At 68.7% G+C, this 17948-nt stretch carries 27 protein-coding genes; 4 read left to right on the top strand and 23 right to left on the bottom strand.

The features are described 5' to 3' along the window. Positions 1-185: 185 nt before the first annotated feature. From BJF79_RS43350 to BJF79_RS54715, 3 genes are all read right to left on the bottom strand, one after another. Positions 186-464: a hypothetical protein gene (locus BJF79_RS43350; protein WP_143220892.1), complete on the bottom strand. Its 279-nt coding sequence runs from the start codon at positions 462-464 to the stop codon at positions 186-188. Between the two features lie 259 nt (positions 465-723). Then, complete coding sequence (locus tag BJF79_RS43345; protein WP_075906247.1) at positions 724-1296, bottom strand: hypothetical protein; 573 nt, start codon at positions 1294-1296, stop codon at positions 724-726. A gap of 447 nt (positions 1297-1743) precedes the next feature. Further along, entirely contained in the window at positions 1744-2115 is a 372-nt protein-coding gene (locus BJF79_RS54715; RefSeq protein ID WP_262403449.1) for an ATP-binding protein, read from the bottom strand. A 196-nt stretch (positions 2116-2311) separates the two neighbouring features. Between BJF79_RS54715 and BJF79_RS43335 the strand changes: the two genes are divergently transcribed. The 3 genes from BJF79_RS43335 (at position 2312) to BJF79_RS43325 (ending at position 3997) form a co-directional block, all read left to right on the top strand. Beyond that, complete coding sequence (locus BJF79_RS43335) at positions 2312-3157, top strand: helix-turn-helix domain-containing protein (RefSeq protein ID WP_083734674.1); 846 nt, start codon at positions 2312-2314, stop codon at positions 3155-3157. After that, positions 3087-3380, top strand: coding sequence for a DUF397 domain-containing protein (locus BJF79_RS43330; protein WP_083734673.1), 294 nt, complete (start codon positions 3087-3089; stop codon positions 3378-3380). The genes BJF79_RS43335 and BJF79_RS43330 overlap by 71 nt, the downstream gene beginning before the upstream one ends. A 224-nt stretch (positions 3381-3604) precedes the next feature. Next, positions 3605-3997 (top strand): winged helix-turn-helix domain-containing protein, encoded by a 393-nt coding sequence (locus tag BJF79_RS43325; protein ID WP_158079465.1) that lies wholly within the window; start codon positions 3605-3607, stop codon positions 3995-3997. 227 nt (positions 3998-4224) lie between these two features. Here BJF79_RS43325 and BJF79_RS43320 read toward each other — a convergent pair whose 3' ends face one another. The 5 genes from BJF79_RS43320 to BJF79_RS56640 form a co-directional block, all read right to left on the bottom strand. Continuing rightward, complete coding sequence (locus tag BJF79_RS43320) at positions 4225-5055, bottom strand: TROVE domain-containing protein (protein WP_262403461.1); 831 nt, start codon at positions 5053-5055, stop codon at positions 4225-4227. Further along, entirely contained in the window at positions 5022-5771 is a 750-nt protein-coding gene (locus BJF79_RS64390; RefSeq protein WP_075906237.1) for a TROVE domain-containing protein, read from the bottom strand. Before BJF79_RS64390 ends, BJF79_RS43320 begins: the two co-directional genes overlap by 34 nt. A gap of 366 nt (positions 5772-6137) precedes the next feature. Continuing rightward, positions 6138-6431 carry a hypothetical protein gene (locus BJF79_RS43310; RefSeq protein WP_143220891.1) on the bottom strand — a complete coding sequence of 98 codons (294 nt, stop codon included), beginning with the start codon at positions 6429-6431 and terminating at the stop codon, positions 6138-6140. Positions 6432-6488: 57 nt separating this feature from the next. Further along, positions 6489-7538, bottom strand: coding sequence for a site-specific integrase (locus BJF79_RS64385; RefSeq protein ID WP_075906233.1), 1050 nt, complete (start codon positions 7536-7538; stop codon positions 6489-6491). Beyond that, positions 7535-7873 carry a hypothetical protein gene (locus BJF79_RS56640; protein WP_075906231.1) on the bottom strand — a complete coding sequence of 113 codons (339 nt, stop codon included), beginning with the start codon at positions 7871-7873 and terminating at the stop codon, positions 7535-7537. Before BJF79_RS56640 ends, BJF79_RS64385 begins: the two co-directional genes overlap by 4 nt. Positions 7874-8058: 185 nt before the next feature. On the opposite strand from BJF79_RS56640, the gene BJF79_RS43295 reads away from it, so the two are divergent. Next, positions 8059-8949, top strand: coding sequence for a PIN domain-containing protein (locus BJF79_RS43295; protein ID WP_075906229.1), 891 nt, complete (start codon positions 8059-8061; stop codon positions 8947-8949). A gap of 47 nt (positions 8950-8996) precedes the next feature. Here BJF79_RS43295 and BJF79_RS43290 read toward each other — a convergent pair whose 3' ends face one another. From BJF79_RS43290 to BJF79_RS43225, 15 genes are all read right to left on the bottom strand, one after another. Further along, a complete protein-coding gene (locus BJF79_RS43290) occupies positions 8997-9392 on the bottom strand; it encodes a hypothetical protein (protein ID WP_143220889.1) in 396 nt (131 codons plus the stop codon). Between the two features lie 53 nt (positions 9393-9445). Next, on the bottom strand, positions 9446-10063 hold the full coding sequence (locus tag BJF79_RS43285; protein ID WP_143220888.1) for a hypothetical protein: 618 nt from the start codon (positions 10061-10063) through the stop codon (positions 9446-9448). 74 nt (positions 10064-10137) lie between these two features. Continuing rightward, on the bottom strand, positions 10138-10497 hold the full coding sequence (locus BJF79_RS43280; protein ID WP_075906225.1) for a hypothetical protein: 360 nt from the start codon (positions 10495-10497) through the stop codon (positions 10138-10140). Positions 10498-10594: 97 nt separating this feature from the next. Beyond that, entirely contained in the window at positions 10595-10996 is a 402-nt protein-coding gene (locus tag BJF79_RS43275; RefSeq protein WP_075906223.1) for a hypothetical protein, read from the bottom strand. Positions 10997-11105: 109 nt separating this feature from the next. After that, positions 11106-11276 carry a hypothetical protein gene (locus BJF79_RS56635; protein ID WP_158079463.1) on the bottom strand — a complete coding sequence of 57 codons (171 nt, stop codon included), beginning with the start codon at positions 11274-11276 and terminating at the stop codon, positions 11106-11108. Between the two features lie 2 nt (positions 11277-11278). Beyond that, entirely contained in the window at positions 11279-11974 is a 696-nt protein-coding gene (locus BJF79_RS43270) for an NUDIX domain-containing protein (protein ID WP_075906221.1), read from the bottom strand. A gap of 2 nt (positions 11975-11976) precedes the next feature. Beyond that, on the bottom strand, positions 11977-12420 hold the full coding sequence (locus BJF79_RS43265; RefSeq protein ID WP_075906219.1) for a hypothetical protein: 444 nt from the start codon (positions 12418-12420) through the stop codon (positions 11977-11979). Next, on the bottom strand, positions 12417-12824 hold the full coding sequence (locus BJF79_RS43260) for a hypothetical protein (protein ID WP_075906217.1): 408 nt from the start codon (positions 12822-12824) through the stop codon (positions 12417-12419). The genes BJF79_RS43265 and BJF79_RS43260 overlap by 4 nt, the downstream gene beginning before the upstream one ends. Then, positions 12821-13063: a hypothetical protein gene (locus BJF79_RS43255; protein ID WP_075906215.1), complete on the bottom strand. Its 243-nt coding sequence runs from the start codon at positions 13061-13063 to the stop codon at positions 12821-12823. Before BJF79_RS43255 ends, BJF79_RS43260 begins: the two co-directional genes overlap by 4 nt. 212 nt (positions 13064-13275) lie before the next feature. Next, positions 13276-13749 (bottom strand): NUDIX domain-containing protein, encoded by a 474-nt coding sequence (locus BJF79_RS43250; protein WP_075906213.1) that lies wholly within the window; start codon positions 13747-13749, stop codon positions 13276-13278. Next, positions 13749-13964 carry a hypothetical protein gene (locus BJF79_RS43245; RefSeq protein WP_075906211.1) on the bottom strand — a complete coding sequence of 72 codons (216 nt, stop codon included), beginning with the start codon at positions 13962-13964 and terminating at the stop codon, positions 13749-13751. The genes BJF79_RS43250 and BJF79_RS43245 overlap by 1 nt, the downstream gene beginning before the upstream one ends. 22 nt (positions 13965-13986) lie before the next feature. Next, positions 13987-14226, bottom strand: coding sequence for a hypothetical protein (locus BJF79_RS56630; protein ID WP_075906209.1), 240 nt, complete (start codon positions 14224-14226; stop codon positions 13987-13989). Between the two features lie 16 nt (positions 14227-14242). After that, positions 14243-16330 carry a MarR family transcriptional regulator gene (locus tag BJF79_RS43235; RefSeq protein WP_075906207.1) on the bottom strand — a complete coding sequence of 696 codons (2088 nt, stop codon included), beginning with the start codon at positions 16328-16330 and terminating at the stop codon, positions 14243-14245. A 101-nt stretch (positions 16331-16431) separates the two neighbouring features. Then, entirely contained in the window at positions 16432-17499 is a 1068-nt protein-coding gene (locus BJF79_RS56625) for a hypothetical protein (RefSeq protein ID WP_075906205.1), read from the bottom strand. Further along, positions 17499-17942 (bottom strand): hypothetical protein, encoded by a 444-nt coding sequence (locus tag BJF79_RS43225; RefSeq protein WP_075906203.1) that lies wholly within the window; start codon positions 17940-17942, stop codon positions 17499-17501. Before BJF79_RS43225 ends, BJF79_RS56625 begins: the two co-directional genes overlap by 1 nt. Between the last annotated feature and the right edge of the window lie 6 nt (positions 17943-17948).

Below are 17948 nucleotides of genomic sequence, written 5' to 3'. Positions count from 1 at the left end.
GGCGCGGGGGCCGTTTCGTCGTGTCCCCTCACAGGGGCGATGATGCGCGTGCGCGGCTGGCCTCGAACCGAGAGACTCAACGTTGCGACCCCGGACGGGGCGATGAGGGATCGACAGTAGCACCGCCCGGCGTGCCGGTCCCGGCTTCGGCCCGATGCGGCCGGGGGCTTCGTCTCGCCCAGGGATCAAGCGGTCTCCCACGGATCCACGCCCGTGCGGGTCTTGTTGTGGATGATGTCCAGCGCTTCCTCTCGTGAGGACGCGGCGGCCGTGATGATGCGCTGGTAGGCCATCCACAACCCGTCCATGCGCTCGCGGACGTGCACGTACTCGCTGGGGAGAGGCCACCGGTTGCTGATATCGGCGGCCTCCGTGACGAGCGCCGAGACGCCCTCGTCGGTCAGACCGTGGCCCTCGCCCAACCAGGCGAGAATGGCGTCGCGGGTCGGCGCGGTGACGGCCATGGCGGACTCCTCGAAGGGGACGATGGCTACCTGCCAGGCGAGGGAAGGCCCGTGTTCGCGCCTTCGACAGAGCAACTCGTCCTGCCTGACTCGCCGGACGATCTGGAGGGCTGGCTCGTCGCGATGCTCCGCACCGTCCGCCACGACGAAATGGCCTCCCCCTGGAACGGGCGGAGGCCATCGCAGCGGAGCGGTTCACGGGCGAGGAGGTCGTCCAGGCCCTACGCCGGGTCCTGGCGGTCGAGCTCGCCCGGGCTCGCTAGTTGAAGGTGAACGCGTGCCGGTGCCCGAGGTCGCGGACGCCGACCTGGGCGAAGCGGTCGTCGAGGATCGCGACGCGGCGGGCGTGCTCGTCGGCGCTGAGCCAGTACCGGCCCGGCGGTTCGGCCCCGTACGCCTTGGCGTAGCACGCGGTGGTGTAGTCGCCCGGCTCGTACCCGTCCGCGGCGACCTCGGTGTCGGTCATGTGAACGAACGTGATCCCGTGGCGGGCCGCCATCCGCTCCGTCAGCGTCCGCTGCGCGAGGACGGCGTGGAGCACCTCGTCGACGGGGCGGGCGATGGGGATCTCAGCGGTGTGCTCGTCGCCGGTGAGCCGGAAGATCGCGGACTTCAGCGCGAGGGCTCGCAGCGCCTCGTTGATGAGCGGGCCGGCGTCGTCGGCGATGTCCCACTCGGAGATGGTGAGGGTGCCGGTGAGGCAGGTCCGGTCCTGGTCGTAGCGGCGGCACGTCTCGAGCAGCCGCGGGTACTCGGGGTCGGTGGTGATGGCCCGCATGATGTCGGCCGCGGTCCGAGCGACGTCGACGGGGTTGGGGCGGACGGTCGGCATGGTGTTCTCCCCGGCGCAGGGTGAGGGACGTGACCCCGGAGGGCGCCGTCGTCCCCGGGGCTGGAGGCCACCCGCGTGACGAGCGTCCCACCCGGTGGGGGGCGGTGTCTGTGGCCTACGGGGGAGAAGCGCGTACTGTCCGATGCCGGTCTCGTCGTGTGGGTGGCGGCGACTACGGGTGCCGCTCATGATGAGGGCGCGGCAAGCGATGGACCGGAAGCGTCCCGGCCGGTTCCACCAACCCTGGCACATCAGGTTGCCGGTGGTTCCGGCCGGGACTTCAGGCCTCCCGGCCCCCAGGGGGCGCGGGGTACGCCCCCCAAGTCTGGTTGAGCACGGCCGGGGCCTCGCCCTGCTGGTGACTTCCGAGGCCCCGGCCGCGCACCTCCCCCCGGAGTGGACACGCCCGGAACGGGGTTGTGCGGGGTGCGGGCGCGTCCACGCTCATCACAGGTCCACCTCGAACCATAGGCAGGTGCCGTACTCGTCGGCCTGCAGACTCCACCGGGACGCGAGCGCGTTGATGATGGTGAGTCCGCGGCCGTAGTCGCGGCGGTCGCTGCCGGGGTTGGCGGGGCCCTGGTCGCGGACTTCGACGCGGAAACGGTCCGGGCCGCAGATGACGGCGACGTCGATGATGCCGGTGCCGTGCAGGACCGCGTTGGTGACCGCTTCGGAAGCGAGGAGTTCGATGTCGTCGATCTTGCCGAGGTGGGGGAGGACGGCAGCGGCCCGGCGGCAGATTTCCCTGCGGATGCGAGGGACGTCCTTGGCCTCGGTGAGGGCGAGGGGGGCGCCGAGGAGGTCCATGGTCGCCATCACGATCCGTCCACTTCGAGGTGGGTGGTCCGCATGATGTGACCTCCGGGGCTCACGGTGTGCTGCCGATCGAGCGATAAAAGTAAGAGTGCCGTGACACGTCCACGATTTCAATGACCGTGTCACGATAATCTTGGCCGTACTAGGCCACCAGCCAAGACGCGGAGGCCAGCAGCAACCGGAGGATGATGCAGAGATGGCAGCAGTCATGACTCCCACCATCCGCGGACGCCGGCTCGCCCTCGAGCTCCGCACCATGCGCGAACGCTGCGGACTCACTCAGGCGGAAGCGGCGCGCCGGTGTGGCTGGTCAAAGAACAAGCTCTCCCGGTTCGAGGACCCCTCCACTCGCCCGTCCGACGAGGACGTTCGGGCGCTCCTCCAGATGTACGGCGTTGACCCCGACCGCCACCAGGCCATCCTCAACCTGACCAAAGACTCCTGGCAGCACGGCTGGTGGACCGGATTCCGTGATGCGTTCACCGGAAACTTCATCATGCTCGAAGACCAGGCGCCGCTCATCTGCAGTTACGAGACGATGCTCGTCCCCGGCCTGCTTCAGACCCCCGAGTATGCACGCACCGTCATCGACGGAGCCCGTCCCGGCACAGAGGAAACTGACCTCGACCGTCTCGTCGCCGCCCGCATGGCACGCAAGGCGATCCTCCGCCGCAGCACCCCACCGGAGTGCCGCTTTGTGATCAACGAGGCCGCGCTGCGGCAGACAGTCGGTGGCGAAGACGTGATGCGTAAGCAGATCGGGGATCTGTGGTCGACCGCGACATCACACGCCAACGTCACCATCCAGATCTTGCCGTTCAGTGCCGCCGTCGCGTGTGGTCTCGCTGGCCCCCTCACCCTCTTCATCCACCCCAGCGACCACGGCCTCGACACCGGACACACCGAGGCGCAGATGGGGGAGTGGTACGCAGAAAGCGCAGACGAGGTCCACGGGCTTAGGCTGACCTTTGATGGAGTGTGCCAGGCCGCACTCTCGCCGGAGGACTCCACCGCATGGCTTGCGGCCCGGACACACGAATAGTCCAGTCGCAAGGAGAAGACCGGTGCATGCACCACCAGCCGCCACGTGGCGCCGATCTAGCCGATCCACGGGCAACGGCAACAACTGCGTCGAGCTCGCCGACCTGGGGGAAGGAGTCGGCGTCCGGGATAGCAAGGCGCCTCACGCGGGCGCGCTGCTGCTGCCACGCGAGGCGTGGCGCGAGATCGCTGAACGGGTGAAGGCTGGCGACCTCGACCTGTAGCTCCCTCTGAGAAAGGCCCCCGGGATGGGTGTGTTCCGGGGGCCGTCCAGTCGCACCCACAGGGTAGCCACGAAGGCGGGCTCTAAACGCGGCGCCCGCGCCGTTAGTTCGCCCTTGTGTTCGAACCTATGGGTATATACCCAATGGGGTAGAGGCCAAGAGGTCGCCCTACGTTGCCCGTCATGCGGCAACGAAGGCGCATCGAGCCTCACTCGGATCGGCCGGTGTACAAGCAGGTCGCGGACGACATCCGCCACCAGATCCAGTTAGGGCTGCTGCTGCCCGGGGCACAGCTACCGAGTGAGTCCCGGATCGCCGACGAGTACGGTGTGGGCGCCAACTCGGTCCGCTCCGCGCTGCGCGTCCTACGCGCCGAACGCCTCATCGTTACCGAGGCCGGCGTCGGGTCGCGTGTCCGCGACCCGGAAGAGAGGTCCATGGTGACCATCCCGCCCGGAGCACGCGTCACGATCCGGCCTGCCACCGACGATGAACGCCGCCGGTTCGGCTTGGAGCCGGGCGAGCCCGTCGCCGTCATCGCGACAGCGGAGGGCGAGGAGGTGCTGCCCGCCTACCGCGTCGTCCTCGTCGCAGAGGACGACGCGGACGACAGATAGCCCCCGCCCGCTGGCATATTCGGTATCCACGAGTCAAGAAACGGCCCCCGCGCTGATGAGAACGGGGTTCCGTGCGCACAGTCGCCAGACTGACACCCTGGGTTTGGTCTCTGCAAGACATTGACGTCTGTTAGTTCCCAACTGTCCAGTCGGTCATGGCGCAACTCTCATCCAGTGCACAGAACGCCCGGCCACACCAGTGACCGGGCGTACCACGCGCATCATGCTCACCCGCGGATGAAGCCGTTCACCACCATCGGCAGCGACGCGTCCAGCCCCGCGACGTTCAGCACGCCCTCGTCCCGCGGGTCCGCGATCGAGTGCCCGGCCGCGGTCATCGCCGCCACCACGACCCGCGCGTTGCCGTTCACCGCCCGGCGGTACGACGCCAGCGCCTGCGTCGGGTGCGACCGGCCCGCCCACGTCTCGTTGTCGGTCAGGACCACGATGCCGTCCACGTTGAGCCGTTCCTGCTGCGCCCAGGTGAACGGCAGCGACAGGTTCGTGCCGCCGCCCGACGGACGCCACTGGCCGATCTCCCGCAGGTTCGTCCGCGCCGTCACTTTGGAGGCGTGGACGCGGGTGTCGACGTCGATGACGTGGACGTTGCCGCCCTCGACGCGGTTGAGGATGACCGCCATCGCGTTCGCGACCTCGTAGCAGGTGCCGAGCGGAGCCCCACCGGACTGGACGCTCTCCCACGACATGGAACCGGACGAGTCGACCGCGATGAGGATGCGCCGGCCGGACGGCTCGACGTGTCCGAACGACAGCTCGTACGCCTCCTCGAGCGCGTCCACGACCGCAGGTACCGGCGCCCACGTCTGCATGTCGGCGCGCGGGTTCGGCTGCGCCCGCCCGGCCTGGTAGACGCGCAGCGCCAGGAACAGATCCATCGGGTGGACCCGCGCCTTCGCGAGGGCGTCGGGGTTGGTGAGGCGCTCTGCAGCGCGGCGGGTCGCGTCGCTCATCGGGGCGAGGGTGCCGAGCCGCGTCATCCGCGCCAGGTTCCGGATGAGGGCGGTCATCCCGACCGTGTCGACGAGCTCGTCCCACACGCCCGCGTCGCCGAGCACGTGGTCGGGCAGGAACTCCCATGGCACCCCGCGGTCCTGCACGACGTCGATCGCCTCGACCGGGGTGGTGACGGCCTGTGCGGCGAGGAACGCGTCGATTGCGGGCACCTGGCCGCGGGGGTCTTCCGCTGCCGCGCCTTGCATGCCCGCCACGCGACCTGGTCGACGTCCCCGGCCAGGAACCAGGACCCGAGGGCGGCCCGCATCGCTCGGCCGGCGACCGGTGCGGTACCGCCGGAGGTGGTCTTCCCGCCGAGGTTCTTCCAGTACCCGAAGAACGTGGCGAGGTGGTCGGTGGTCCGCGCGGCCTTCGCCAGCGACGCCTTCACAGCCTGGCGGGTGTCGGCGTCACCGCGTGCAGCCGCGGCGGCGAGGACGAACAGCGCGGGCCGGTTCTTCGGCGCCCGCGGCGGCCGGGCCGTGGAGATCTCCGTTGCGAGGTTCACCGCGCGAACACCATCAGCCGCCACCGTGTCGAACACGACCTGCGCGTTGTCGGCGGTGAGCTTGTCCTCGCGGACGTAGTAGGTGCCGCCGGTCGTGCCGAGGATGATGAAGTCCTCCAGTCGCGTCCACAGGTCCTTGCCGAACGTGTAGCCGCCGGCGTTGTTGCGGACCTGCTCGTGCTCGCGGCCGGGGATCGGCCGGGTCTGCGGCGTCGCGATGGTGGAGACGGCAGCGAGGGGGTCACGGGCCACGGTCGGCCTCCAGGTGTTTCGCCCCGCCCAGGGGGCGGATGTGGGGGAGTGGAGGCTGAGCGGGCGGGGAGGGCGGATGTGGTGACGCCCACCGGGATAAGAGCTCTGCCATTGAGCTACACCGGACCAGGTCCGGCGACGGGATTTGAACCCGACCAACCTCTCCATTAATAGTGGTAACCGGCGAGACTTCGACCCGCCCTCCCCGTGCGTCCAGCCTGCTCGTCGAGTCTGGTGTCTGCACGGATATGGAGACGACCACCGGGGGTCTGTAAGCAAGATAACCGATGGTCTTCGACCCGTGCAGGCACCGGACCCGACGTGCACAACCGACGCTAACCGCCCGAATCGGCTACCGCGAATCGTTTATTCGGTCGGCGTGTCGCCCGTCCGGGCAGCGGCTCGGAGCGCCTGCTTCGCCGTGAATACGTCCCCCGCTTCAAGCCACCATGGGTGTCGCTGCAGCTTCTCGGACAGGTCGAGGCGCTCTGCCCGCGCCTGCGCCAGCTCGGCCCGCTGCTCCTCGGTCACCTCGGCTACGCCGGCGACGACGTCTCGGGCGCTGGGGTGCGACGCCGCGACCTCCTCACAGCGGGCGTCAGCGGCGTACCAGGCGCGCTGGAGTTCGAGCAGGTCAGCAGGGAAGTCGAAGTCGGCCACGTTGTGATCATAGAGAGCGCTAGAGAGCAGTAGAGCCACCTGAAGGGGCAGCGTGCGTCACAGTCCGATGCCCTTCATGGGGTTGTTCTTCCACTTGTCCACGGCGCGGATGTAGCCGAGGACCACCGGGGACTTCTCTGCCCACCGTCCGTGGGAGGCGATGACGGAGACGGGGACGCCCGCGGCGTAGGCCGTCGTGGCGGCACCGCTCCGGAGCGAATGACCGCTGTAGCTGTCGGGCAGTTCAGCCAGGAGCGCGCGTCGGCGGACCATATCGCTGATGGACTTTCCGGTGAGGCGTGCTGCGGCCCGGCCGGCCATCTCGGCTTCACCGCCGATCCGGCCATGACGGTCGACCGGCCGGAACAGAGCGCCACCACGAAGCCCGCACTCGTCGAGGGCGTCCGTCCAGGCGCGGACAGCCCGGACTGCGCATGTCGCTTCGTGCTGCCCGTAGGGGACGCCGACAGATGCGCCCTGGGCTTCCTGGTCGGTCTTGGACCGGCGAATGTAGACGTTGATGCCCTCTTCGGCGTCCTGGACGTCGATGCGGTCCAGGCCGGAAATCTCGGAGCGGCGCCCCATCATGTTGAACCCCACGAGGAGCACAGCTCGGTCGCGGACACCGCGGAGCGTGTCAAGGTCGCAGGTGTCGACCATGGCGCGGAGACCGTCCAGGAGCAGGGGAGTGGCCTTGCGGACCCGGTTACCGTTGTCGGCCCATTCCCGCTTGTAGGCGCGCAGGAGCTTCAGTGCTGCGCGGGTGTTCGGTTCCTTGTCGTGGCCGGCGTCTGTGTGCTTCGAACGGATGGTGCCGATGGCGTTGTCGATCGTGGCGGGCGCCATGTCGATGCCGACGAGGCGCGCGACGTAGTCCGCCAACGTCTGCGCAGTGGCGGGGAGCGCAACGCGGCCCTCGTCCGCGCACCAGCGGGAGAACTGCTTCCACGCCCACTCGTAGGTGCGCGCGGTGTTCTCGGGGGTGGAGTTGACGAGTTGCTCGGCGGTCTTGGCCGCGATGGTGAAGTCGGCGTCGGTGTAGGCGACGGGCGCTGGCTGCTCCGGGCGGACGACAACGGGGGAGTGGGCGGGCTCGAGGTTGGTCACCGCTGCGCCACCGACAGGTCGATTTCGTCGGAGATGGTGCCGCCATGGTTGTCGTGGGCGTGGAGGCTGGCGACGTATTTCACGTCGGCGACGGTCCCGCCGTGGTCGATCCGCGTGTATCGGTCGGGGTGCTGAGTGTAGAAGTGCTCGTTCCAGGGCCCCCACTCGCCGTGAGTGCCGAACTCTGGGCAGGCGTGGCATGCCCATGCAAGACCGTCTCGCTGCCCCCGCAGGTTGCGGTAGTGCTGGAAGGTGAACAGGGCACCGTCCCGTGCTGTCACCCGCACGATGATGTCGCTCGGGTCGAGCCGGGCGAAGTAGGTCTCTCGGTTCATCTGATCAGTGCTCCCCCACCGGATTCTGAGTTCCTATAAGTCACCTTAACGGAACCCAGATCTCTCTGCCTTCGGTCGAACGGAATAGGTCTAGATCGACTGCTTGCCCCCTCCTGGAGAGGCTGTGTCCTGCTCTCACACAAACCGGCACCACGGGCGGCGAAGAGACGCCACTATGGAGTCCCATGAGCAGCCAAGCAAAGCGCCTGACCTACCGCGAGCGACTGACCAGCGAGATGAAGGCCATCCGCGACGACTATCGAAAGATCATCGCTGCCTCCAGCGTCGTAAACGTCGACCCCAACCGGACTCACTCGGACTGGGGGGCGTTCGTCGGCTTCCCAGAGTGGGCCTGGGCGCCGGGCGACGCATCGCTGGAGGCTTCACGGATGAAGCTGCTGGGCATGTTCCGAGACTGGGCGCCCCGCTTCCGCCTGCTCTTCCCCCACGCAACCCCACAGGTCGATGAGCGCCTGTCCGGTGCGCTGGAAAGACTGCATGACTGGCTGGTCCGGGAAACGGGCTCCCACGATGTACCCGCCACGATCCAGCAGGCAGAGGTGCAACTCGATGCGACCTTCTCGCTCCTGTTCGAGTTGATGGCGTTGCTTCCGCCGGACGAGTTCAAGGTCCGTGCCACGGTCGACACCAACACGTTGGTGGATAATCCAGACCTCGCGGCCCACACGCAGAGCTTGGGCGGGCGCTACATGGTCCACCTGCTGCCGGTCGTGCTTCGAGAGATTGATGACCTCAAGCGCAACGGACGAAACGAGATGGTGCGCGAAGGGGCGAAGCGCGCCGACCGCCGGCTCAAAGGACTGCGTACTAACGGAGACGTGCTCACGGGAGTCCGTGTTGCGGGAGACGTCCACGCGGTCTTTGATCACGTGGAACCTGCAAGCGATGATCTTCCGAGTTGGTTGGACCTGAGTGTTCCCGACGATCGGTTCGTTGCGTCCACGCTCCTGTTGCAGTCTGCCCACCCGGGATCGGCTGTCTACGCGGCAACTGGGGATATCAACCTTCAGACGAAGCTGTCGGCAGTCGGCATCCCGTTCGTTGAGCTTCCGTAGTCGCTCGTTGACGCCCTCTTCCTCGCCGGAATGAAGCTTATGGTGAGCTAGGCGTCTGATCGGGCCTTAGCGAGGAACGCGCGCCGGAAGCCGCCCAGCTCGAACACGTCCGCCAGGAAGGTCCCCTCGTCCGTCCACCCAGGTATGTAGTCCGGGTGGGCGCGCCACAGGCCGGCGAGGTTCCGCAGCGTCGTACACGGGAAGCCGTGGCTGGGCTCGCAGGTGAAGCAGCGTGCGTGGCTACGCCCCTCCTGGTCGACGTAGGTGCTGTGCCAGCCCGCGATCCTGCGCAGCGAGCCGATCCGGTCGCGCTCGGCCTGGCGGGCGGCGCTGTCGAGTTTGTCTGCAGACGCACGGTCCTCGTCGAGGCGGGCGAAGATGAAGTCCTCGCAGCGGAACTCCCAACCCCAATCAGGGTCCCCTTCGCGGAGGTAGTTCCCCACGGTTCTCTCCTCGTCGATGTTCATCTGCCCGGAATCCGCATTCTGTGAGCCCATCACGCGGCGGCCTTCTGGACGCCCACCGCGCTCGCGTACACCTCTTCGAGGAACTTCCACCCCGCCGGCGTGTGCCGGTACTTCGTGAAATCGTCGGGGCGGACGACGACCTGCGGGCCGCGGTCTTCGTTGACGATGAGGCCGATGCTGTAGAAGTCCGCGACGATGGCCGCCTGCTGCAGAACCGCAGGCTTGGGCTTCCCGGCAAGGACGAGCGCGCGGCGGCAGTACGGCGCGAAGCGGCTGGCGCGGCCCAGTCCCGGTTTCCACTGGTGGCCGTGGACGATCGCGAGCTCCACGCGCAGCGGATGAGTGAGTTGCCGCACGAACCCGCCCGGGGTGATGTCCACCGTCCCCAGCGGCATCCGGTCCAGGTCGCGATGCTCGGCAGGCCGAAACGACGAAAACGGGACCGGATGCCCGTGCGGCAGGTTCATGAGCAGGCTAAGCCAGTCAAGCCGAGTCACCGAGGGATTGCCGTGCGCTTGACGTCGCTCGAACTCAGCGCGGTCGGGCGTGTAAACGATGGTGGCATCCACTCCCGACCAGCGCATATTGACGTGCTCAACGCCTGTGAGGTCGAGGGCAGTGAGGATTTCCTCGGTGCTCGGGCTCATGCTCTATTCTCTCATTCTCGCAGGTCAGATGTAGGAATGGCGCTGCCGGGATTTCTCAATCCCGACACGACGTATCAGGGGTGCCCCGGCAGGTGGGACAGCCGAACGTTCAGCGCGAACGCGGGTAGACGCCCATCTGCCTCAGCGGCGATGCCGGAGAGCCGCGCCAAGGCCGCGAAAGGATGGTCCGGCTCAAAAGTGTTGATGGCGAGATTCGGAACCTCGACCTCAACGGTTTCCCCCGAGGGGAAGGTGATGTGGGCACCGTCATAGAAGGTCTCCAGGGCACCCACGCTGGCGGGCAGGGTGTCGGTGATGATGTCGCCCGACCAAGCTTCGCCGTCCTGGCTCAGGCGTGCGGTCCCCTGGAAGGTGATGCTGCCGTCCAGCGTCGTGGCAGTGACCTGCTCGCGGTGAATGTTCGTGTCGGTCATTCTTCGGTTCCCTCTCCAGGAATGGGCTGTTGTGGGGGCTGGTGTTCCGTGAGGCGCCGCCGTAGAAGGCGGCGCCGGACGCAGCACCAGACACTGCTCAGCTTCCCCTGTGCCAGGTCCGCTCGCCGTAGTCGTTGGACCACTGCCATGTGAACCCCTGCTCGGTGAGCCAGTCTCCGATGGTCTTACGGATTCGCTCGTGAAGGGCGTGGTCGGTGCCGCCGAGGAACCAGACCTCGAGAGTGTGCTCCGGGTATGGCTGCTCGGAGTCGAGGCTGGGCAGGACACCACGGGTGGTGTAGAAGACGCGGAGCCACACCGGCAGACCCTGGTCCTGGACCATGGTGTACTCACGGGCACCGCGCATGATGTTGGAGGGGCCTTCGTGCCAGCGGTGCCGACGGCGGGCGCCGATCGTTTCGCGGCAGACCGCGAACAGTTTCTCGGTGTCCTGGTCGGTGAGCTGGTTGTGGACGATGATGCTTGTCGACATGCCCATGGTCAGGTTCCGTCCGAGTTGAGTACGCGGGACAGGCTGTCGCGAATGTCGGAAGCGCCCTTGTGTCCGCTCTTGGCGTCGCATTCCGCGAGAAGCCGTCTGGCGTCCGTTACAGAGAGATCGATGGCGGCCTGCTGCGGCGACAGCTGCGTTCCGGTGACCGTGCCGAGGACACGCGTGATGGTCTGATAGCGTCCTGGCGGATCACGGCGGTGATCTCGGTGACGTGTTCGTCCTTGTCGAGTTCGATGCTGGTGATGCGGAACTGGCGGTCGGCCATGGTCAGTCTCCGTTCGGGTTGCGCAGGGCGTGCGCGAGCATGTCGACGTGTGCACTCCACACGCCGCATCGGTAGACGGTGGTGAGGTGGTAGGTGAGTTCGCCGTAGGTGTCCGCGGGAACCCATGCGGCGCGAGCGGCGTCGTCGCCGCCAGCCACGGCCGGGAACTGACCGCGTGGGATGACGCCGAGGTCGGCGATGCACAGCGTGGTGACCATCCAGGCTTCGTCCGAGGCGCGGGGATCGTCGACGTACTGGGGCATCCCGGCGTGCCACTCGATGTTCTGTCCTCGGAGGTCGAGGCCGGTTTCCTCGGCCAGCTCACGGACCGCGGCTTCCAGCGCGGTTTCGCCCGAGTCGACCTTGCCGCCGGGCAACGCCCACCGGCAGAGTTCATAGCGTTCGACCTCGTCGCGGCGTTCGATGAGGACGATCCAGCGGCGACCGTTCTCGTCGAACGCCGCGACGAGCGCGTCGGCGGCTTGCTGTTCCCCCCAGTGGCCCAGTTCGCTGCGGCCGTAGCGGATGCCGGTCGGGTGGTGCGGGTTGAGAGGGCGCCCGTCGACGACCTCGAAGGGGATTGCTGCGGCGGCTTGTCTCGCTGGCCAGTCCAGCGTGGTGGGGTCGTCTTCTGGGTCGGCCCACCCTTCGGTGATGCCCTTGCTGAGGACATCAGGGTGCGTGTAGGTCCGGGACACGTTCAGTCCTTTCCACTGATGATGGCGGCTGAGATGGCGCACCAGCCGATGTGCCATGCCTGGTCGAGGTAGGCGGCGCCGGACGCGAGGCCCGGTTTGCCGAGCTCGGCGTATTCGTCCTTGCCGATCCGCCTGAGCGCTCGGCACAGGATGGGGAGGACGCCGTGGTCGCGGCGGTCCATGACGTAGTGGGAGATGGCGTTCACGGCGAGGCCGGCTGCGGCGCGGCGGGCACTGAGACGCTCCCCCGAGGAGGTGCTGGCGAGCGCGAGGAACGCGACCTGCGTGGCGGTAAGGGTGGCGACGTGGATCGCGCAGGCACGGTTCCCGGCGGGCCCAGGCATGCCCTTGACGTGGGCGCAACGGGCCGTTTGAACCCAGTAATCGCCCACGGTGTGGCCGGCGTGGAGAGCGGCGTACACGCCGCCGAAACGTCCGAGGCTCACGAGGACCTCCGGGGTGCTTCGTCCACTCGCACGCTCGTGGGGTGCCCTTCGGTGGAGTGCTTGCGGGCCGCGGCGCCGGCGCCGCGCAGCGTCTTGTAGTTGACTCCGGAACGGGGGTCGGGGCCGCCGCGGCGGAACACGTCCAGGCATTCGCCGCACCGCCACGCGAACCCCTGTCGGAGCGGGTTCCCGAACACCCTCGGTGCCTCCCCCACGAGGATCTGGCCGGGGCCGGGCTCGACGGCGGCGGCTACGGCGTAGATGGCGTGGTCGGCTCCAGCCTCGGCGGCTGCCGACAGCCACAGTGCCCGGGCCTTACCCAGGTCGCCTGCCGTGATCGTGTTGGTGATGACGGTCGCCCACGGTGGGGTGTTGTGGTTGGTGTAGGTCCTGACGTCGGTCATCGGCGGGGGCTCCCGTCCGGCCAGTGGTTCTCCAGCAACTTCGCTTCGTGCTTGGCGCAGTTGCCGAACGAGGCGCCGGGCTTGGACGGTTGGTGGCACATGGTGTCGCGCTGCCCCCAGTAGCTGTCGCCGACGTCCCAGGAGCACTGGCCGGCGTCGAAGGTGCGCTTCTCTTCGGGGGTGAAGCGGTCGGGGTCGGTGGTCGGGGTGACGATTCGGTTCTTCGGGTCCTGGCTCATTTCGTCTTCTTTCGTTTGACCTTGGGGGCATTTCCGGAGCAGGTGCGGCAGGGGATCTTGGTTCTGGTGACGGGGCGGCCGGTGAGCGGGTGGAGCTGGCGGGACTCGCCGATCGTTCCCGTGCCGCCACAGGTGGAGCAGGACGACATTGGTGGGCCTTCCTTGGGCCGGGCGGGCGCTCGACTCGTGGCCGGGCGCCCGCCCGGTACCGTTCAGATGATGTGGAGCTGACGGAGGAAGTCCTGCCAGATCAGCTCGAGGTTGGGGACGGCGGCGAGTTGCTGGGCGGTGCGCCAGGTCAGGTCGGTGAGCTCCCCGTTGGACCGGACGGTCGGGGGTGTCCGGCCGGAGAACTCGACGGTGAACAGCAGCCAGTGGTGCCAGTTGTCGCCGTCGACCGAACCGGCCTTGCGGTGGCAGCGGTCGCCGCCGATCCGGTTCAGGACGAGCTTGAGGTCGCGGGGCCGGACCCGCAGGCCGGTTTCCTCTTCGAGTTCGCGGACGGCGGCGTCGCGGAAGAGGGGTTCCTCGGTGCGGGAGCCGGTGGGGATGCGGGTGCGGAGTTCGTCGACGTGCCCGGCGCAAGGGGCGACCGCGATGGGGGTCTTGGCCCGCAGGCCGGTGAGGTAGTGGCCGTTCCAGATGGCGAGGACACCGACGACGGCGTGGTTGCAGGGGTCTCCCATCACCGCACCCGCTTGATGTCGATGCGGTCGGCGCGGAACGTCCACCGATGGGGCGGGCCGTTGCGCTTGGTCCGCGAGTTGATCTGGAGGATGGTGTCGGAGGCGTCGCGGCTGGCGATGGCCGCTTCGATCGCTTCGACTTCCTCGCGGGACAGGTCGGCGTACAGGGTTTGCGTCGTGCCCTTTTCGGGGCGGAACTCGATCTCGATCTGCACTGCGTGGTCCCCTTCCGTGGGGTTAGGCCGCGGCCTGGTGGCCGAGGTGGTGGGTGCGGGGCAGGTGGCGAACGTTGCTCGGGGTCGTGGCGGTGCGCCGCAGGGTGGTCTCGATGAGGTGGTAGGAGATCCCGGCGGGCAGGACGGCGGCGATGGTGTCGACGGTGGCGTTGGGGAGGCCGACGGCGGCCTGGGCGACGAGGCGGTCGAAGGTGTCCCAGCCGGGGCACTGGTCGCCGGTTGTGGTGGTGTAGGCGTACATGAGGGGTCCTTTCGGGTTAGGCGGCGCGCTGGTAGCGGCCGTGTTCGGCGGCTTTGGTGATGAGTCCTGCGTCGAGCAGGTCTCGGAGGATGTTTTGGATCTGGCGGTGTTTGAGACCGACGCGCTCCTCGAGGAGCCTGGGGCGGTCGATACCGGCGCTGACGGCGTCGAGGACGGACTGCTGTGACGGGGTGAGCCCTTCCACCGGCCGGGCCGCTGACGGCGTCGCAGCGGTGGTTTCGGGGGCGTTCTTGATGAGGCGGAACTCGGGGAACCCGACGATGTCGGCGAGGGGTACGACGGCGGTGTCTTCCGGCTCACCGCGCAGCATGTCCGCGGGTACATGGCCGTTGCGGAGCGCCTCGACGCGGGCGCGGGACCCAGCCCGGCCAGTGTCGGTAGAGGTGTGCCGGTCCCGATACGCCGTGCCGGCGGCGAGCGTGGCGGTGACCATGAGGGTGTCGAGGCCGGGCCGCGGCTGCTGCGCGAGCCAGTAGGCGGCGCCGGGGCCACCTGCAGGTTCAGTGTTGCGGTTCCGGAACGGGGCCGTGCGGACGCCGGTTTCCTCCGACCCCTGCACGTATGCGTAACCGGGGATCTTCGGAAGCGTCTTGGGGTCCACGGTCAGGCCGGCCATGAGCCCACCGGTCTGGTTGCTCGTGGACCGCAGCACCAGCGCATTGCCTTCCATCACGCTCGACCGGAGTGCCTCGTTGCTGCCGAACGTGATCAGGCCCGGGTACTGGGAGACGCACAGCAGAGCGATCCCGAGCTTGCGTCCCTCCCGGGCGAGGCGCGCCCACTTGACCGCGCGGACGTTGTCGGCAAACGGGTTGTGGCACTCCTCCACGGCGATGAGGAGGCCGGGACGCTGCGGTGACGGCGTGAACCCGGTCCAGCCTTCGACGGCGTTCTCTTCGGCGCGTGCGTCGAGTTCGGCGATGGCGGTGTCGAGGAACTCGTCGATCTGGTCCATCGTGACGAACCAGTCGGCGGCGTCGGCGAGGGCAGGACTGGAACCGCCTCGGGCCGGGTCCAGGTACCAGAATTCGGTGTCGCCGCCGGACAGCGCGGAGATGACGATGTTCTCCACGACGCGGCTCTTGCCGATGCCGGTGCCGCCGATGACGACGCCGGACCACATGGAGCCGGGGGTGTAGAGGCGGTAGACGGCTTCGCCGGATCCGTCGGCGTAGGGGCCCAGCTCGAGCAGCCCGCCGCGGCGGCGCGGCCCGGTGAACACGATGTCGCCGGAGATCGGCGACCGGGTAATGAGCTGGAACTTGCACGTCGCGGTGGACTTGAACGCAGGGTGCTGCTCCACGATGACCTGGTCAACGCCGTACCCGAGTCCGCCCGCGAGCTTGTCGAGCGCGGCGAGGGCGGTGGCCAGGGTCTGTCGTCCGCGCCACAGCTGCAGCGTGAACGCGAATCCGTGCTCGTGTTCTTGAGGGGCGATGAGCCGGGAGTTGTGCAGTGGGCCGCCGGCGCAGGCGATGTATTCGTCCCAGTCGGAAATGATCTGCTCGACTGGGGTGAGCGGCTCAGGGATGTCCTCGGGGTCGAGGAGGAACGTCGTGTCGTCGGCTTCGCAATCGGCGTCGGGGTAACCGGGCCGGTTGGCCTGCCACCAGCGGGCAGCGAGCGCATACTCCCCTGCGACCAGCATTGCGGCGTCTCCGAGCCCGACCCCGTACGGTGCGGCCGTCAGCCAGAGCCCCGCCCCGGCTCCGCCGATCAGCATCCGCTGCACCCACTCCGACCCGCGGCGTCGAGCCCGTGCCACGATGGCGCCGACCGTGGCGGCTGACGCGGCAGCGGCCATCATCGCGGCGCTGCCGGGCGTCAGCCCGCCGGTCGCGACGATCGCGTCGAGCGCGAGTCCGGCACCGACGGTGGCGCCAACGGCGGCGTGCGGGCCGATCTGGGCGCGGAGACGCACGGCGGTGTCGTAGACGTCGGTTCGGGTCCGGGCGATGGTGCCTTCGACGTCCCAGCGCGAGGACCGCGGCGCCTCCGTGCCGCTGGCTTCGGTCGGCCGCTCGATGGGGATGGCGGTGTACCGGTCGGTTGCGGCGTCGTCGCCGATGATGGTGGCGGTCATGGGGCCTGCTCTTCTCTCGTGTGCGTGATGGGGAGGGGCTGGCGTCCCGTGGAACGGCCCGACCCGGTGGTCGGGCCGCTCGGACGCGACGTCAGCGCCGGTCAGTCGCTGGTGACGAACTCGCGGGTGCCGGCGCCGCGGTTGGCCTCGTACGCCTCGGCGACCTGCAGCTGCTGCGTCAGGGTCACGGCGGCGCTCCGGTAGTGGGCGGCGGTGGTGTGGTGGCCTTCCATCGCGGCCTGCAGCGCCGCGATGGAGGCGCCGGAGGTGCCGCCGGTCTGCAGCCCGGCGATCGCGAGTTCGACCTGGGTGGCGGCTGCGTCGGCGGCGGAGGCGGAGCCGTTCGCGAACGCGATGGCGGAGCGGAGGCCGGTGATCTCTGCGGACATGTTCTTCTCCTTGCTGGGTTCGGCAGCGCGTTGCTGCCAGTCGGCGAACTGGATGACGTCCGCGCCTTGCGTGGCAGGCGCGGGAGATGGGGCGGCGGGAGCGGGGGCCCCGTCCGGAGAGGGCGCAGGTTGCGGTGCGGGCGCGTTCGGGGCGGCAGGTGCGGGCTGCGGTGCGGGCTGCGGTGCGGGCTGAGACGGGGGCGCGCTCGGGCTGGCTGGTACGGGCCGCGGCGCAGACTGTGGCTGCGGCTTCTGCGCGGTGTCCGCCGGTCGGCAGGCCAGGCATGCGCGAACTAGGCGCGATCCGTCTTCGACGGCCCGGAGTTCGTCCAGGCTCTTTACGTGCCCGCAGAAGAAGCATGGCAGCGCGAGCCGCGCCGGTGCGGGGCGCGGCGCGGACGGCGTCTGGGGCGGCGGCACTGGGGCGGACTTCTTCTCTGCGGCGTTGAGGCGCTCGTTCAGTGCGTACGCCTCGTCCTCGGCGGCGGCGACGTCCTTCTCGACGTCGGCGGCCCGCCGTCGGCCAGCGGCCTTCTCTGTCCGGCGGGAGCGGCGCTCGTCCGCCCGCGCCCACGCGTCCGCCCACGCGTTCCCGGCGAACTTGCGGGCCGGGCCCGGGCCGCGGTCACGGCGCTCCTTCTGCCGTTCCCACCGCTGCTGCTGGCGGCGGAAGCTCGGCGGGTCCTGCCCCCGGGACTTGAACACGAGGTCTTCGGTGACGTTGCGGGTGAAGTAACCCGCAATCCACAGGCTGAAGAGGATCGCGGTCAGCGGATCCATCAGGCGCCACCCATCTGCCCGACGAAGCTCGACACCTGGTTGGTGACGGACTGGACGGCGCCGCCGCCGCTGGCGCCCAGGGATCCGCCGACGACGAGCGCGAGCATCACCGGCATCAGGAACGCCGACACCTGCGCGGCGCGGTCGGCGCGGCGGTCGCACGCGATGTCTGCGATCGCGGTCAGCAGCAGCAGGAGCGTGAAGGCGATCGCGATGCCGGACGCGATCGCGGCTTCGCCGGTGATGTTGGCGAGGATCTGCCCGACCCAGTCGACGACCGCGGCGAACCACCGGCCCGCGAACGTGTACGCGAACCCGCAGCCGGCGATCGCGGCGAGGAGCATCACCGCGACCGAGACGGCGGCGGCGCCGCGGCGGAGCCGGACCCGCTTGGACACGACGAACCAGACGGCGGCGGTGGGGAGGAGAACGAGCCATCCCATGAGGAT

Source organism: Actinomadura sp. CNU-125 (assembly GCF_001942465.1).
Taxonomy (GTDB): Bacteria; Actinomycetota; Actinomycetes; order Streptosporangiales; family Streptosporangiaceae; genus Spirillospora.
This window is presented reverse-complemented; position numbering and strand designations above follow the sequence as displayed.